15 protein-coding genes are annotated in these 16,719 nt (G+C 45.9%); 7 read left to right on the top strand and 8 right to left on the bottom strand.

The genetic code is table 11. The annotated features are described in order from the left end of the window. Positions 1 to 10: 10 nt before the first annotated feature. The 3 genes from I592_RS02200 to I592_RS02190 are packed head-to-tail and all read right to left on the bottom strand — an operon-like array spanning position 11 to position 2,056. Positions 11 to 484, bottom strand: a complete 474-nt coding sequence (locus tag I592_RS02200; RefSeq protein WP_010781861.1) for a PTS sugar transporter subunit IIB — start codon at positions 482 to 484, stop codon at positions 11 to 13. A gap of 38 nt (positions 485 to 522) precedes the next feature. Beyond that, positions 523 to 954 (bottom strand): PTS sugar transporter subunit IIA, encoded by a 432-nt coding sequence (locus tag I592_RS02195; protein WP_010781862.1) that lies wholly within the window; start codon positions 952 to 954, stop codon positions 523 to 525. 28 nt (positions 955 to 982) lie between these two features. Then, a complete protein-coding gene (locus tag I592_RS02190) occupies positions 983 to 2,056 on the bottom strand; it encodes an alcohol dehydrogenase catalytic domain-containing protein (protein WP_010781863.1) in 1,074 nt (357 codons plus the stop codon). 372 nt (positions 2,057 to 2,428) lie between these two features. Between I592_RS02190 and I592_RS02185 the strand changes: the two genes are divergently transcribed. Further along, positions 2,429 to 3,202: a DeoR/GlpR family DNA-binding transcription regulator gene (locus tag I592_RS02185; RefSeq protein WP_010781864.1), complete on the top strand. Its 774-nt coding sequence runs from the start codon at positions 2,429 to 2,431 to the stop codon at positions 3,200 to 3,202. A 56-nt stretch (positions 3,203 to 3,258) separates the two neighbouring features. Here the strand turns inward: I592_RS02185 and I592_RS02180 are convergent, their stop codons facing one another. Beyond that, a complete protein-coding gene (locus I592_RS02180; RefSeq protein WP_010781865.1) occupies positions 3,259 to 3,765 on the bottom strand; it encodes a DNA-3-methyladenine glycosylase I in 507 nt (168 codons plus the stop codon). Positions 3,766 to 3,933: 168 nt separating this feature from the next. Continuing rightward, a complete protein-coding gene (locus tag I592_RS02175) occupies positions 3,934 to 8,808 on the bottom strand; it encodes a SpaA isopeptide-forming pilin-related protein (RefSeq protein ID WP_044926002.1) in 4,875 nt (1,624 codons plus the stop codon). Between the two features lie 824 nt (positions 8,809 to 9,632). Here I592_RS02175 and I592_RS02170 point away from each other — a divergent pair. Next, entirely contained in the window at positions 9,633 to 10,844 is a 1,212-nt protein-coding gene (locus tag I592_RS02170) for a helix-turn-helix domain-containing protein (RefSeq protein WP_010781867.1), read from the top strand. A gap of 19 nt (positions 10,845 to 10,863) precedes the next feature. Further along, on the top strand, positions 10,864 to 11,109 hold the full coding sequence (locus tag I592_RS21905) for a hypothetical protein (protein ID WP_081633629.1): 246 nt from the start codon (positions 10,864 to 10,866) through the stop codon (positions 11,107 to 11,109). A 45-nt stretch (positions 11,110 to 11,154) separates the two neighbouring features. On the opposite strand, the gene I592_RS02165 is transcribed toward I592_RS21905, so the two are convergent. After that, positions 11,155 to 11,862, bottom strand: a complete 708-nt coding sequence (locus I592_RS02165) for a DUF975 family protein (protein ID WP_010781869.1) — start codon at positions 11,860 to 11,862, stop codon at positions 11,155 to 11,157. Positions 11,863 to 11,921: 59 nt separating this feature from the next. After that, complete coding sequence (locus tag I592_RS02160; protein ID WP_010781870.1) at positions 11,922 to 12,806, bottom strand: LysR family transcriptional regulator; 885 nt, start codon at positions 12,804 to 12,806, stop codon at positions 11,922 to 11,924. A 111-nt stretch (positions 12,807 to 12,917) separates the two neighbouring features. Between I592_RS02160 and I592_RS02155 the strand changes: the two genes are divergently transcribed. From I592_RS02155 to I592_RS02140, 4 genes are all read left to right on the top strand, one after another. After that, on the top strand, positions 12,918 to 13,481 hold the full coding sequence (locus I592_RS02155; protein ID WP_010781871.1) for a chromate transporter: 564 nt from the start codon (positions 12,918 to 12,920) through the stop codon (positions 13,479 to 13,481). Between the two features lie 2 nt (positions 13,482 to 13,483). Next, positions 13,484 to 14,032 carry a chromate transporter gene (locus I592_RS02150; RefSeq protein ID WP_010781872.1) on the top strand — a complete coding sequence of 183 codons (549 nt, stop codon included), beginning with the start codon at positions 13,484 to 13,486 and terminating at the stop codon, positions 14,030 to 14,032. Positions 14,033 to 14,128: 96 nt separating this feature from the next. Further along, positions 14,129 to 15,046, top strand: a complete 918-nt coding sequence (locus tag I592_RS02145) for an ABC transporter ATP-binding protein (protein ID WP_010781873.1) — start codon at positions 14,129 to 14,131, stop codon at positions 15,044 to 15,046. After that, the gene (locus I592_RS02140; protein WP_010781874.1) at positions 15,039 to 15,809 is read left to right on the top strand and encodes an ABC transporter permease; all 771 of its coding nucleotides are present in this window, start codon (positions 15,039 to 15,041) and stop codon (positions 15,807 to 15,809) included. The genes I592_RS02145 and I592_RS02140 overlap by 8 nt, the downstream gene beginning before the upstream one ends. Before the next feature lie 44 nt (positions 15,810 to 15,853). Here the strand turns inward: I592_RS02140 and I592_RS02135 are convergent, their stop codons facing one another. Continuing rightward, positions 15,854 to 16,705, bottom strand: a complete 852-nt coding sequence (locus I592_RS02135) for an oxamate carbamoyltransferase subunit AllH family protein (RefSeq protein WP_010781875.1) — start codon at positions 16,703 to 16,705, stop codon at positions 15,854 to 15,856. Positions 16,706 to 16,719: the final 14 nt, after the last annotated feature.

Below are 16,719 nucleotides of genomic sequence, written 5' to 3'. Positions count from 1 at the left end.
TGAAATTATTTTATAGCAATCCTTCAATTGCTTGTGACCCTTGGTCAGGAATAACATGAATCTTCATTTTTACGCCGTGCGAGATGATTCCTCGGAAGGTTTCCTTTTCTTCTTCAGAAGCCGAGATATTTTTGTGGAACGTCTTGCGGTCTTTCCGTGCGCCCATGCCGCCAATGATGATCTCATCGAAGGTCACGCCCTTTTCGATCAGCTGCAAGTACGTTTGCGGCTCTTTCGCCAAAACAATGATGCGGTGTCCGTCTGGAATCGCGGCTAATAATTCCGCGCCGTCTGCTACACCTAAAATCGACAACTTGATGCCGTTTGGTACAGCCATTGACATGATCGACTTCGTGAACTCATCCCCTGCTGTTGCGTCATCCACGATAACGATGTGGTTTCCTCCGGTAAATTGCAGCCAGGCTGTCATTACCTGCCCATGAATCAAACGATCATCGATTCTTGCTAATACGATTTCTCCCATTTCTACACATCCATTCTTCTTTTTATAGGATCTATTTTTTATAGATTCGCTTTATTCTCCAGCTTCGCCATTTCCTCTAAAAATTCTTTGATCCCATCCTTGCCTGCGGTCATCGCTGCTTGATACATCGTGTCCAGATCCGCACCGATCATCCGCTGATTGAAGGATTCGATGATCATTGGCAGATTCACGCCAGAGATCAAACGGTAGCGGTGGTCCTTCAACTTATTGAAGCAAAGGGCCGCTTGGTTGTAAGGACTTGCTGAAAACAAATCGACCAGCACCAATACCCCGTCTCCTTTATCCAGTGCACAGATCCCTGCTTGGATCTTTTCACTGAATTCTACAATGTCATCGCCGTGCTTCAGACCCAATGTCTGGTATTGCTCCTGCTCGCCCATGATCAGGCTCAAGCTATCCATGATCCCTGTCGCCATCTCGCCATGAGTAACGATCAATATTCCTGTCATCTACGACACCTCTCTTTTCTCGTCTCTGTTACCAATTAAAGTGCATCACTGTTTTGTTCCAGCCTGGGTTCTCAACAAACTTCGCCATCATTTTTCTAAAGTCTTCGCCTGCCGAGATCTCAACGATCTGCTCAGGCAAGATTTTACTCAACGCTGCTCGGTACTCAGGTTTTTTCATGCCTTCAACGACTGCTTCAAAATCACGCGTTGAGGACCGGCTGCTTCCGTGAGCCGTGATGCCCTTTTCCAAAATATCCCGTGTGTCGATCGGAACTAATTCTTCTGTAACACCCATGAAAATGATGTCTGCTAACGAATCCGCGATCTCGATCGCCTGGTTCAATGCACTTTCGCTGAATTTTCCGCCAGTACATTCGATCAAAACATCAAATTTCTCTGATGAATGTTCAAAATCGTAAGTCAAAACATTTTCTGTTCGCGCGAAATCAAAATTAGCGAGCTTATCATCTGCGGCACCAAAGACAACAAAGCGCTCCGCGTCTACTCCATATAAGTATTTCAACATCACTGCCGTAAAGTAGCCGACAGGGCCATCTCCAAAAAGTGCCACTCGTGTATCGGCTTTTTTCAATTTGTCTTCAACATGACTGATCGCATGATGAGAAACAGACGAAAGTTCCGCTAACACAGCGATCTCATTAGGAATCTCCTCTGGAATTCGTACCAGACATTCTTCTGGGTGGACTAGACGACTTTGCGCCATGCCATCGTAACCGCTCCCTAAAAAGGCGTTCCCTTTTGAATAATTCACCGGCACATCCGGCTTCTGATCGATCTCTGGATGCAGGATCTGACCAGGGATATTCGGTACAACAACGACCCGATCCCCCACGGAGAATTTTTCCGATTGGCTGTCTGTCACGACACCGATTCCTTCGTGCAGCAGCGCCATCGGTAATTTCTTCGCTAACGCCTCTGGACGACGCAGCCCTGCGAAATATCTTAGATCTGCATGGCAGATACTTGCATATGTTGGTTCTACCGCTACCCAACCATCTGGAAGGGCTCGCGTTTTAGTTACTTCTTTAATTACTCCTGGCTCAACCAGACTAAAAACTGTTGATTCAACCGACTGTCCCATTCATTTCCCTCCTCGTTTTCGAGCGCTCGTTAAAACTCTTTTTCGCTCGTTAACGAGTATAACATCGAATACAACTCTTTGTAAACGCTTTATTTTTAAAATATCATGGTGAAAGCCTTCGATTATTTGACTCGTCAATCTTTTTCTTGATATAAAAAAACACGCTTCTGGTTGATTGGACTACTTTAACGTCCGAAGTCCCCCGCTCGTCTCCTTAAATGATTGTCAGAATAGAAACACTCATAAAAGCTCGTTTTTGCACGTTTAGAGGCTTTATATATTGACACTTTCCATTATTTTCCATAGACTAGGGGATGAAAACGCCTTTCTCAAGTAACAATTGTTACTGTGAAAGCGAGAGGATGAAGAAAAATGCTAACAGGAGAGCGTCGAATAAAATTACTGGAAACCATTGAGAAGAAGCAATTTATCTCTGTATCCCAATTGTCTGAACTTTTTAAAGTGCATGAGACGACGATCCGCAGAGATCTTGATGAACTTGAAGCGCAAGGCTCAGTCGTCAGGATTCACGGCGGCGTCGTTCCCGCAAGCATCAAACAGGACGAACCCGCCTTTGAAGATCGTGCCACTGAAAATATGCTGGAGAAGACCCGTATCGGAAAGTACGCCACGAATTACATCAACAGCGGGGAAGCCATCATCTTAGATTCGGGGACGACGACTCTACAGATCGCACGAACTCTAAATGAGATGCCCCAGCTGCAGGACATTACGATCATCACCAACGATGTCAATATCGCCTCTGTCTTGCGCTCCAATCGAAACATCACCACCATCGTTACTGGCGGGACCCTTTTCCATGACAGCTTTATGTTGAACGGACAAATTGCCAATGACTCCCTTAAACAGCTAAGTGTCGATAAGGTCTTCATTGCCACGCCTGCCCTCAATGTCGAAAAGGGCTTGACGCATTTTAATGAGCTGCTGATCACCACGAAGAAAAACATGATCGATGCCTCCGCAAAGAAGATCGTCGTGACCGATCACACAAAGATCGGGCGCCGTGCCCTGTACACCTTCCTGCCGCTTGACCAGATCGACTTGCTGATCACCGACGATCAGACCGATAAGAAGCTGATGGATGAAATGTACAAAAATGGCATCAAACGCATCGAAAGCATTTAAAAAAAGTACCGTTTATGCTGTAGGGAGCCTACAACATAAACGGTACTTTCTATTTTTTACGCCATGACTTGGTCTTGGATGATCCCCGCCGCTTTTAGGAACATGCAGGTGACCACGGGGCCGACGAAGGTGAAGCCTCTTTTTTTCATGTCCTTGGCGATCACTGTCGCCTCCGGCAAGGTATTCGGAACCTCATCAGACATTTCATACGTATGAAGGATGGGCACACCGCCGACAAAATCCCACAGATACGCTGCGAAGCTGTCGTAATCGTCTAAGAGCCCTACGATCGCACGTGCGTTTTGCACCACTGCCTTGATCTTTCGATGATTGCGGATCATCTCAGGGTCCTTGGCGATCTGCTCGACATCTTCTGGGAAGAAAGCCGCAACTTTGCGAAAATCCATGCCGCAAAAATTCCGTTCAAACACCGTTCGTTTGCCTGCGGCAGCTTGCCAGCTTAACCCTGCTTGAAAAACCCCCACCGTCAGCAATAAAAACAGCAAGCGATCGTCATGTGTCGGCTTTCCCCACTGATCACTGTACCATTGCGATTTTTTCATTCCTCTGCACCTCCTGCTTCTTGCCCCTGCGAAACGACACGCCCTTAATAGAACCACATCGGATTCTTTCCTGACCGATCTCCGTTTCCATTTCCTTTAAAGATACCATGTGCTGCCCTGAGAGACAAAGATCCGACCAGTCTGTCGACTAGCCGGATCTTTGGTTACTTATTTTTTACGTTTGATGTAGACGATCCCTGCTAAAAGAAGCAACACGACAACACCCATGATCACTAGGATCATTGATTTTTGTTCGCCTGTTTTAGGCAGATACGTATGGTTACGACCACTGTAATTGCTTCCATATGTGGTGTGTGACTTGTTCGTATCCGACGTTTGTGTTCCGCCCTTCTCCTTCTCTTTGGCACTTGTCCGTTTCTTGACGTTTTCCTTTCTGACTGTCACTACTCGTTTCTTCGCAGTCGTCAATTGGAAGGTCACTGGTTTCGTGTTCAAGATATAGCCCTTAGGTGCCTCTGTCTCTGCTAGTTGATACTTGCCTGGTTCTAAGTCCGATACAACAAGCGTCCCTGTTTTATCGGTCTTCAAATTTTCTTTTAAGACGTTGCCTCGTTGGTCTTGCAAAGCAAACGTCGCATCGGCTAAGCCTTCACCCGTTTTGCTGTCTATTTTTCTCAATGCCACGGTACAAGTAAGACCGTCGATCGTCTTGCCCTTATTCGTTTTCGTTACGTATACAGGACTTGTTTGGTCTGCTTTGATGGTAAATGTCACAGGCTTAGCATCCAGTTGATACCCGGCTGGCGCTTTGGTTTCCACAAATTGGTACTTACCTGGGGCCAATTTTTCCACTGCTAAACGGCCATTGTCGTCCGTACTCATCGTATCCGTTTTGATCGTTTTGCCTTCTTGCGTTTGCAACTCAAATTCTGCGCCAGGTAGAGGCTGTTTCGTCGCTTCATCGATTTTTTCTAAAATCACTGCGCCAGTGACGATGGCCTTATTAGTCTTTTTCAGTTCGATCGTTTCTGCTTGATCCTTCACTGTAAAGGTCACGGGCGTCGTATCCTTCACGTAGCCTGTTGGTGCTTCTGTCTCAACCAATTGATAGGTGCCGGGCGCCTGTGTTTCAAGGACGATTTTCCCTGATTTGTCGGTCACAAGATCAGACTCTAACACAGTCCCTTTCTCATTTTTCAGCTCAAAGGTCGCACCAGACAATGCTTCTCCCGTTTTTTCGTCCGTCTTCGTTAAGGTGATCGAACCTGGTTTCACAGGTGTCTTCGCATTGGTTTTCTCTACTTCTGCTGCTTTAGACTGGGCTTTCGTGATCGTGAATTCTAGTGGTGACGCGTCTTTCTCGTAACCCGTTGGTGCTTGGGTCTCCACAAATTGGTAATCTCCAGGAGCCAAATCTGCAACTTCTAATTTCCCGTTGCCGTCCGTGATCAGATCCGCTTGCAGCGTCTTTCCATCCTTGTCCTGTAATTGGAAGGTCGCGCCTTTTAGTGTTTCCTTCGACTGCTCATCCACTTTGGTCAAAATAACTGAACCGGTCGACAAGGTGTTGGTTTTCGTCACATTGACAACTTGACCTTGACGTTCGGTGATCGAGAAGGTCACAGGTGTCTTATTCAGCGCGTAGCCTGTCGGTGCTTCAGTCTCCACAAGTTGGTAGTCTCCGATCGTCAGATCCTTCACGGTGAAGCGTCCGTCAGTTCCTGTTTCGTGGTTCTCGCTGATGACAGTGCCATCCGCTTTTTCTAGACGGAATTTTGCACCTGCTAAGACGTCCTTCGTTTGTTCATCCGTTTTAGTCAGCTCGACACTGTTTGCGACCGTTTCTTTATTAACGACTTTGATCGCCGCCATATTCTCTGTCAACGTGATCGCTTTTCCATCTTTATACTCTGGATTGATCTCGTAGCCGTTTGGTGCTTTGCTTTCCTTCAGCAAGTACTCGCCCAGCGGCAAGCCTGTAAAGGACAGTTTGCCCTCGGCATCCGTATCTGCTTTCAAGCCCGTCTCTGTTCCGTCTTCTTTAAGGATCTCAAAGGTCGCACCTGCTAATCCCTCATCCTTCTCATTCACTTTCAACACGTCTAGGTCCGCAGTTTTCACCACACCCGTTCCGCTGCCGTTTGTAAAGCTTAGATTGACAGCCGTATTGGCTTGGCGGTAATAGGCATTCAGCGCGCCATAGCTTGAAGAATTCACTTGAGAATTGTTTTTTACTCCGCCTGGAAATTCACTGACGGTATTGTATTTTACTTGAATGTTGCTCTCTGCTTTGTAATCAGAAAACGCAATTTTGAACGTATTTCCTGTAAAGGACAAGCGGTAATGGTCGGTGCTGATCTTTTCACCAGTCGCCGTCGTCACAACAAAAGAAGTGGGATCATAGGCCGCATTCGTCGTTCCAGGAGTCAATGTGTCCGTGATCTCAGGATCTTGGACAGGCATGCCTGCTGTAATGTTTCTCGTGGTCACGGTCCAGTTCGCTACATTTTCTTTTACTGGGTCTTTGGCAACGGACTTCAATAGCGCATACTCATAATTGTAGGCATACACGCTTGCTTTGTATTCCGCTGGTGTCTTGTCGTCATAGGTAACTTTTGCAACGTTGTCTAAGCGATTGTAGACATACCAGTCGCGTTTGACTCTGGTTCGGTATTTCACGTATACCCGTTTAGCGCCTAAATTGCCAAATTCCAGATTGACCTGATTGTTCACCGTATCGATCTTCGTTGGGTAGGCGTCGGAATTTTCTGGAACCAGATTGTAGTCCGTCCCAAGGTAACGCTGGATGTTGTCAATCATTGATTGACTGGTCACTTCTTCAAAGCGGAGTGAGCCTGGCACAAGTTCTGTTCCTGCTGGCAGACTATCTTGCATCTTCGTTAAGTTGAAGTTGGCTCCGGTCGAATTTACAAAGACTAGCCAATTTTGATAAAGGTAATCGCCAGAAGTACTTGCTGTCTGGGCCAATTTTGCCCCGCCTGTGTAATACGGATCAGTAAATGTCCCTTTCGCATCATACTCGATGACGCCTGGAGAATTGCCGTAGTTCAACGTCGCTTTGTTTTTGATCTCGGTTTTCTCAGCCGAGGTTTCGATCTTCGTTTTGATCGTGATGACTAAGGTATCCTTCAGCTCGTTGTAATCCCCTAGGAAATCAATGCGCACCCCGCCGTTGAAGCTATCTGGAGCGCCGTTGACATTTGGCTGTGCGCCAACCGGCGAGCCATTTTCATCAAATTTAGTGACTTTATAGTCCACATTCTCAACTAACGGCACCGATTCCGTGTCAGAGATTTTCTTGCTGATCGTTAATCCCGTATAGTCCTTGACCGCACCAATGAAGTAGTCATGCACCACTGGATTTGTCATCTTGTATTTTTCAGCATTGACCGTGATCTTCCATTCCATCGTACGATTGAAGATGTCGATGGTCCCTGCTTCTTTTGACAATAGATTCGGAATAAGACTCACTTGCGCTTCTTTTGTTACCGTCCCATTTGTTACTTTGTTCTTGATGACGCGTTCAGTAGGATCAGTAATTTTAGTCGAATATCGAACGATGTACGCTTGTGTCGTCGCCGACTTAGGCGTAAAGCTCAAGGAATCCTTTCCATCAGGTGTGATCGTAAAGTCAGAGGTGCCCTCGCCTTCAGAAACGACCTCGTAATTGTTTTCACTCGTATAATTAAATTTAACTTTTTCAATACTGATAGAACCGTCAACCAGTTCGACACCTTGGTCTTTCAAATTGGCGAGCAACTGAGAAGACGTCGTCAGCGGCTGCTCATTAAAGTTGTAGTTGATCTCCCAGTCAATGTTTCCTGTGTCTGGATTGATCTTCCCTTTTGCTTCTAACGGCTGCAGCGTCACAAACGCTTTGCTCGCATTGGTGTAATTCAACTGAGTGCCATTTTCATTGGTATAAGAATACGCATAAAAATAATTGTATTCATTTCCCGCGACAGATTCATCAACATAATTGTTGCCGTCAATACCGGATACGACCGATTCTGCGATGACCGCTTTTTTCCCGATGGACTTCAGCAGCTTGATTTCTGCGACAGGTCGATTGCTGTCCGCATTTTTATAGGTAATTGTATAATCAACGTCTTTTGTTAATAATGTTTTGCTGCCTACCAGCGTGCCATTGAAATCGACATCGCTGGAATAGACATTGACAGACTCAAAGCTCATTTTGCTGCCATAGTTATAGCCTTCCACTTGGTACATCCGATCGTTATTATCCGTCCGATCCAAATTGAACGCGGAAGTGATCATCGCCTTCTTCGGATTCAATGTATCCATAGTGAGGGCAGTGGTATTTTTCCCTGGATCAACACTAGATGTCACATCGATCGAGAAGGTCGTTGGTGTGGGTGCCGTGTCAAAAACGACTTTCTGGTTCTCTTCGTCAATGCCGTTGACCTTTTCCAAAGACGTAGTCAACGTCAAATCATAAACTTCTGAGGAAACATTGTCCTCTAAAAAAGTGATCGTTAATTTCTTCGTCGCCGCATCGATCGTCCATTTTGCCGAAGTCATTGGACTAAAATCGCCAGATAAATCTTTTGCGATGGCTACTTGAGCAGGCAATTGTGTCGTGAAGGTATCTCCAGTCTGATAATTCTTATTAGAGAACGAGAATTTCAATGCCAGCTTGATCCCGGTCATATCGGGCAGCGTGTCATTCGGCTTTACTTCATCCCCATTGATTTTGTACATTTTTACCGAACTGAAAATATTGTCCGCGATAGCTGCACGCGCTTGTTTCTTTGCTGCTTCTTTTGTTGTTGACGCCGTTGTGGCTTCTGCAGAAGACCCCGTGCTGTTGCCGTCAGCCGTTTGGTCTTTGCTGCTTGAAGTCGTTGTTGTTGCTGTCGTTGCCGACGTTGCTGCGGTCGACGTACTTGCCGCCGGTGGTTTCACCGCTGAAGAGAGGCTCTCCTTCTTCGTCGACTGCGTCGTTGATTCTGTGGTCCCTTGTGCATAAGCAAAGGTTGGACTAAGTATTTGAAGAACAAGTAACATAACCAACCCAACCACAACTAATTTCTTTTTCATTTTTATGAACACCTTCCCTAACTCGCTAATCAACGAAACCGATATCATTTTTTGAACCATTATCTTTCCGTTACATTAGACGTTTTTTGCTTTATTTTCATTATATAAATACCTAAAAATAAACTTTTAGTAATCAATAAATTATAAAACAATGTCAATTGTAAAACAACGTCATAAATTGGCACACACTGTGTTAAATTTTGAACATACCTACAACAAATCTAGATAGAAAAGAAGGAAAGTGATGACAGGTACAAAAACAGGTCCTTTAGACAAGCAAAAAGGTGCTCTCTATCCTATAGAATAAAGAGCACCTCATCCTTCAATGTGCTTCCCTAATGATCGCAGTTTAATTCAGTAGGCGTTAAAAACAGGCGCTCCCTTCGGCTATTATGTGACGCTTTGCACGTGGAATTCTGCTGAAAAGCGGCATAACGTTAAAAATAACTTATAGCAGCTTTTCTGTTTACTTAATAATAAAAAAAGTTGCTCCTCACGCTCCTGTTGACCGCCCAAATTTAAAGGGAAAAATAATGATTTTGGTGTTTGTTAAAAAGGAGCGAACATTTTAACAAGATTAGACTCTTTCGTCCGCGATTTTGTCGCTATAGCCATACCACTCACACTTCCGTAAAACGATTGCATGAATAACCGAACGTTCCAATAAACTCATCATTTCTAAGAAAAATGAACGGCCTTCAGCTATGCTAGAATTAACCTATAAATAAGTTTTAATTAAGTAACTAATCGCTGATTTTCTAGACACTTTTTCTTAGATGCCTAAAAAGAACAGCGAATAAATAGCATAGAAAGGTGTGGCTCTTATGTTTAGAGAACTCTTCTTGACCCGCCAGCAGCAGAAGAAGATTCATTTCTTCCAGCTGATGGAAGGGTATCCCGCTGGCGAGTATTCCGTTCAAAGCCTCAGTCAACAGCTAGATTGCAGCTACCAGTCCTTTTTAAACATGTTGCAGGAGATCAACGACACACTCCTTGCCATTCACGAAGAGCTCCTGTTCATTAATTCTTCTACTATTTATTGGGAAAGCACGCCCACTCGTTCCAATAACTTTCTGATCACACAAGTCAAGCACTCGCTGCCGTATCGCTTTTTACTTTCCTCCTTGTTTCACCCAGATAAAAGCCTCCACAGCTTTTGCGAAGAACATCGGGTGAAGGAAATGACCGTTTTAAAACAAATGCGCCCCTTAACAAACTATTTGGAAGAATGCAATATTCGTACGAATTTGGCGAAGATGGCATTGATCGGTCACGAAGCGGTCATTCGAATGTTTTACATCAAGACGCTGTGGTCGGCATCGTTTGGGGATGATCTCAATACATGCGCCATGGATTTCACACCAGAGGACAATCTGGTCCGGGATTTGATGGACGTTTTCCACCTGCCTCTCCATCCTAAACTGGTTCGTCTCATGCTTTGCGTTTCCCGTTTGCGGAATACGCAACAGAAGCACTTGACCGCACTGCCTTTTGATGACCTCTTGTTTTCCCAGATCACGCCGCTGCTAGAGAATTATTTGAGCAACCAACTGAAGACGGCTGAAGCGATCACGCATCAAGTGGAATTTTTTAATTATCTTTTCTATTACTACCCCTACGAAGCAAAGAATCAGCACCCTTCCTCCAATCCTTTGATGTTTTATTACACAAAGAACGTGGAAGAACGCGACCCCTTGTGTTTGGCGATCGACAGCTTTTATCGCTACTGTTCCTGCGAACTGCTCCAAGGAGTGCTGGGTGAGCAGGAGGAGCGGATGCTGCTGAACAACGTCGCCCGAACGTTTTTAAGCTATTCGATCCAGAAAAAGGAGATCCCGCTGCTGTTTGAAACCGGCAGCAAAGAAAAATTCGTAGACTCGGAATTATACGGCGAACTCTATCCGGCGATCAAAGCAGCGGTTAAAAAACTTAGTCGCCGCAGACAGCTTGCTTGGCTGGAGAACGTCCTCGACTCCTTAGCCAAAACGCTTTGCTTGAGTCTGTTGCCGCTATTTTTCGTCTTTCGTCACAGATGAAAAAATTCGTGTCGGCCTCGTGTCGATCCCCAATTATTTGTACCTGCAGCATGTCATCAAATACCTGCAAAGTCTCACGTTCATCGAGATCGTCTTTCAGCCGCAGCCCAATGATCAGATCGATCTCTTCATCACGACCTTTAAAGAGCTTCTCCCCAAACAAAACGCGGCCCATTATCTATTGAATATTTTAAATACCAATTACGAAACAGACCTGCTGCCGCTGTTACTGTCTATTCAAAAAAAAAAAAGATTTGCCTCATAAAAAAACGCCTGTACTCAACATTTCCATTGAGCACAGGCGTTTTTGTTAGATATTTTGTTGTAAGTCTTCATAAAAGGCAGCTTTAGTAGCTGAGATATACGGTGCCAACCATAAATAAGCGATCCCTAATGTCAACGCTGTGACAAGGTACCAACCGATAAATGTCACGTCCAGCCAGAAGAGGCGGCCCTTGTGACCGTCCATCAAGCGGCGGCTTGCAGTGATCGTATCCAATACTTTCGGTTTTTCTCCCGTTTGTTGGATCTGATCATAGTAGATAAAGTAGCTTTGAGAATACGCGTACGCTTTTACGATCCCCGGAATGATAAATAGCAATGTCCATAAAGAAGTAAAAATGCTCGTAAGCAAGGCTAACAAGATCACTCCGCCAAGGAATACGCCTTGGAATCCACGAAATGCATCCTTCAATGGTTCGATATGCGTGCGTTCTCCCCGTAATAAATCTAAATAAGTCCAAGAAATCCCACTCATGAACAATGCACTGATGATCGAGGAAATGATCCCAGTTCCTCCGCCACTCGCACTGCTTTGATTGTAATCCGAAGCATAGGAGAACATGCTGGTGCTATCTCCTCCGCCATGGATAATGTAGGCGATCACGCCAGATAACAGGAAGAAAAATACTATCGCTACCGTCAACAATGTTGGGATAAGATTCAAAATAACCGCTTGTCCCCATTTCCCTCTCAACGCTTCTTTCGCTTCCGCTTTTAATTCAGCAGTCGTCTTCATAAATAATAACCCCTTTCTATCCAATAGTTTAATCTATTGTGGATTTTTTAGAAAGTGATTTAAACATTTGGCGGCAATTCATCCACTGCATCCAGTGCCTGCCAAAATTCAGACAACACCTGAAAATGGTAGCGGCTCTTTCGCATCACGACAGAAATATCATTAACCGAGCGCCAGTCTTTGACCTTTACTTCCTTCACTTTCCCCTGCTGGATCGCTTCTTGAACCAAGGGATACGGCAGCACAGAGAGACCGAATCCCCCTTTGACCGCTGAAAGAAGCGCCTGCGAATCAATGCTCTCCCAAAGCGGAAAAAGCTTGTAGCCTTTTAATACCGCCGCAGACTCAAACGTCTCCCGAACAGCACTCCCGCGTTCACGAAGAAGTAACGGCTGCTGTAAAAGTTCCGCAAAGCTGACTTCGGTCACTTCCGCTGCGGGCGCGGCGACGACACAGAGGCGATACTCCGCGATCTTTTTCGCCTGAAAAGAGCTCTGCAAGACATGCCCTTCAATAAAGGCTAGATCTGCCTCTCCGCTTTCCAGCCGAGTGATCGATTCAGAAGCTGGAAAGACCTGCACCTTAAAGTGAACGTCTGGATGCGTCTTCGTGAAACAGTGCAGCAACTGGGGCAAGGCGATCTGCGCATAGGTGATGCACGAAGCGATCGTTACCGGCGGCTGCTTTTCCAGACTGGGCAAGCGCGCCTCTACTGATTCAAAGGCTTCTATGATCGGCTGGATCTCCCGCAAAAACAACGCGCCAGCAGGCGTCAGCTTGACACTGCGGTGCAGTCGTTCAAAAAGCTGTGTCCCCGCCTCCTCCTCCAAATCTTTGACTGCATGAGAAATGGCCGATTGTGTCATATATAGCTGATTGGCCGCCTTGGTAAAATTTTGCGTTTTCGCAATCTCGCGAAAAATGACACATTGCTTGTAATTCATACATGTCTCCTTCCCATGAATTTTATTCATGACAATAGCTTAATAGCATCATTTCACACATGTCAAACCAACCGTTATACTAGAGAGAAAGCAGTAAGAAAGGGGCTTTCCATGACAAAACTCAAATTTTATTTATGGCTAGCAGGAATCAATTTATTCATCAGTACCTTCACCTTTGGCGGCGGCTATGTGGTGGTCCCCATGATTCGGAAGTATTATGTCGAAGGAAAAGACCTGTTCTCCAATGATGAATTGATCGAAATGGCGGCAGTGGCGCAGTCCTCTCCCGGTGCGATCGCCATTAATCTAAGCGTATTAGCCGGAAAAAAAGTCGCGGGTATGCTGGGTGTTTTCATCAGCGCCATCTGTGCCATCATTCCGCCGCTCGTCATTTTAGGATTGATCTCAAATTGGTATGCGGCTTTTGCGGCCAATGTAACGGTGATGGCTGTCTTAAAAGGCATGCAAGCCTGTGTCACGGCTCTGATCATTGATTTGGTGATCGATATGTATCAATTGATCCGACAAGAAAACTCTAAATTATTGAGTTTACTGGTGCCTGTCGCCTTCATCGCAAATGCCTTTTTCAACTTGAATGTGGTCTATATTTTAGTATTCAGTGTCGGGATCTGTCTCCTTCACACCTATCGCCAACAGCAAACAAGGGAGGTCTGATCATGGAATTATTCTGGACATTTTTAAAAATCGGCTTATTCAGTATCGGCGGCGGGTATGCCATCATTCCGCTGATCCAGGAGCAAGTCGTCACGCAGCAAGGTTGGCTCAGTGAAAAAGTCTTCAGTGACATCATCACGATTTCGCAAATGACGCCCGGGCCATTAGCCGTCAATACGTCTACCTTCGTGGGGATGCAGCTAAACGGGATCACTGGCGCTATCGTAGCTACTGTCGGCTGTATTTTAGGCGGCTGCCTCATCTCTATCGGCCTGTATCAATTTTTCCAAAAGCACCAAGACTCCCTTTATGTTTCCACCGCCTTGAAAAGCTTGAAGGCCTCCTCCGTAGGCTTGATCATGTCCGCAGGGTTCACGATCCTGCTCCTGACCTTTTTTGAGACCTCTGACTTTTCCAGCAGCATGCTCGCCCACTTTGATTGGAAGGCCGCGATCCTGTTTCTTGTTTCCTTGATTCTGCTGCGCAAGTTCAAGCCCAACCCGATCCTCTTGATGTGCTTCGCCGGAGTTGTCGGCTTCTTTATCTATTAATAATGACCAGCACCCTCTTCTCGTTTTTAAAACTTGTGTTCCCCAAAATCAATGATAAAATAGGGGAATCACAGAAATTAAGGAGAAGCGGAATACATGACCAATGCATTAGAAATAAAAGACCTAAAAAAAAGATACGCGACAGGCGTTGAAGCGCTAAAAGGCATTGATCTCGTCGTTGAAGAAGGCGACTTTTATGCTTTATTGGGACCGAATGGGGCTGGAAAATCGACCACGATCGGCATCATCACCTCTTTAGTCAACAAAACCTCCGGCAACGTGAGCGTCTTCGGCTACGATCTAGACAAGCAGCTCGTTATGGCGAAGCAGCAGATTGGCTTAGTCCCGCAAGAATTCAACTTCAATCCCTTCGAGACCGTCCAACAGATCGTTGTCAACCAAGCGGGATACTATGGGGTTCCTCGGAAAGAAGCCATGATCCGTAGTGAAAAATACTTGAAGCAGTCCGACTTGTGGGAAAAACGCAACGTCCGAGCACGGATGCTTTCAGGCGGGATGAAGCGTCGTTTGATGATCGCACGTGCACTGATGCATGAACCGAAGCTGTTGATCTTGGATGAACCAACCGCTGGCGTGGATATCGAATTGCGTCGTGAAATGTGGACGTTCCTTAGAGAATTGAACGAAAATGGAACAACGATCATCTTGACGACCCACTATTTAGAAGAAGCAGAAATGCTTTGCCGCAACATCGGAATCATCCAATCAGGAGAATTGATCGAAAATACCAGTATGAAATCCTTATTGGCAAAATTACAATTCGAAACTTTTATCTTCGATTTAGAACCTTACGACACGCAACCAACGATCAATGGTTTCAAGCACACCTTTTCGGACAAGCAGACGCTTGAAGTCGAAGTCGTGCGGGATCAAGGGATCAACGAACTGTTTGAACAATTAACAAACCAAGGAATCAAGGTCCTTTCTATGCGGAATAAATCCAACCGCTTAGAAGAACTATTCCTGAAGATCACGGAGGAAAATCATGTCTAATCTTTATCTCACTGCCCTAAAAAGTTTGGCAGCTAAGGAAACCAATCGCTACTTGCGAATCTGGGTGCAGACACTGGTGCCGCCAGTGATCACCACGTCGCTATATTTCGTCATCTTTGGAAACTTGATCGGCGGACGGATCGGAGACATGGCGGGCTTTTCCTACATGGAATTTATCGTGCCCGGCCTGATCATGATGTCTGCGATCACCAGCTCTTATGCAAATGTCTCTTCTTCCTTCTTCTCTCAGAAATTCCAGAAGAACATCGAAGAGATCCTTGTCGCTCCGGTTCCGACCCACATCATCATCTGGGGGTTCGTCGCAGGCGGTGTCGGCCGCAGCGTCTTGGTGGGGACACTCGTGACCATCATCTCACTCTTCTTTGTGACGCTGCATGTCTATTCTTGGGTGATCGTCGTCGTTACGCTGCTGATGACAGCGATCCTGTTCTCATTAGCAGGTTTGCTGAATGGGATCTTCGCTCAATCGTTTGATGATGTCTCGATCGTACCAACCTTTGTATTACAGCCGTTAACGTACCTTGGCGGTGTTTTCTACGCGATTTCGATGCTGCCGCCTTTTTGGCAAGGCGTATCAAAGATCAATCCGATCGTTTACATGATCTCCGGCTTCCGCTATGGTTTCCTCGGTGTCATGGATGTATCGATCGTTGTCTCTCTGTCGATCTTAGTCCTGTTTATCGTTGTTCTATATAGCGTCTGCTGGTATCTGATCGATCGCGGACGTGGATTAAGAAGCTAAGTAAAATAGAAAAGCGAAACAAAAAAAGAACTGGATGTGCCGAATCAATGATTCGCATCCAGTTCTTTTTGGTAGTTTTGTACCGCCTCGATGCCTAGAAGCAGGCCATAACAGGTATCACTGCCGGAAGTATGTCCGATCGCCAGCAAGCCCTCCACGACAGAAGCCAACTCAGCCTCAGAGCTTTCCCGCTGCAAGGCCTGCTGCAACGCGATGAAGGGAGAGCTGGCATAGCCTGAGAGCATCGCTGCTAAATAATTCCCACTCACGTCTGTTGTCCGCTTTTGCGCCGCAGCAAGCGGTTCTGCCAACTTATCCAGGAAGGGAGGCTCGTACGACCGAAGCATAAATAAGTACCCCATCAGAAGATCGTCTCCGCTAGGTGTCAGCCCTTTTCCCCTTCCGACAAAATAGGTGACCAGCTCGTTCCAATCGCAGGACTCCTGATCGAGATTCCTGAGAAATTCACTATAGACGCGCTCTTTTTCTCCAAGAACCAGTCCTAACCGTGTTTCTAATTGTTCCTCTAATAAAATCCGTTTTAACCGTTCAAGGATGCTTCCTTCATAGACCATCGCTCTCACCTTCAGCGAGACAGGAAGGACTTCAGAGAAGACTACCTTTTCGATCCCTGAAGCATCATAGACCGTGATTGAATCTTCAGCGAGTTTGACCACATTGCCTTGCTGACAAAAGGGGCGGAGCTGGCGAAACGTTTCTTGAGAAAGCTGGATACCAAAACTAGATAAGAATTCTCCTGAGGCGGTCAGATTGATCAGCTGATCCTTGACGCTCAGATTCAACGACTGATCGAATACACTGTGTACTTTTCCCACCGTACCGAAACGATCTATCGGCAGCAAATATGTGCTGATGCGTGCTGCGTTAGGTTTCATAACCGACCCTCCCC

The organism is Enterococcus gilvus ATCC BAA-350 (assembly GCF_000407545.1).
Lineage (GTDB): Bacteria > Bacillota > Bacilli > Lactobacillales > Enterococcaceae > Enterococcus_A > Enterococcus_A gilvus.
Note: the sequence above shows the minus strand (reverse complement) of the source record. Positions and strands in the feature narration are given on the sequence as shown.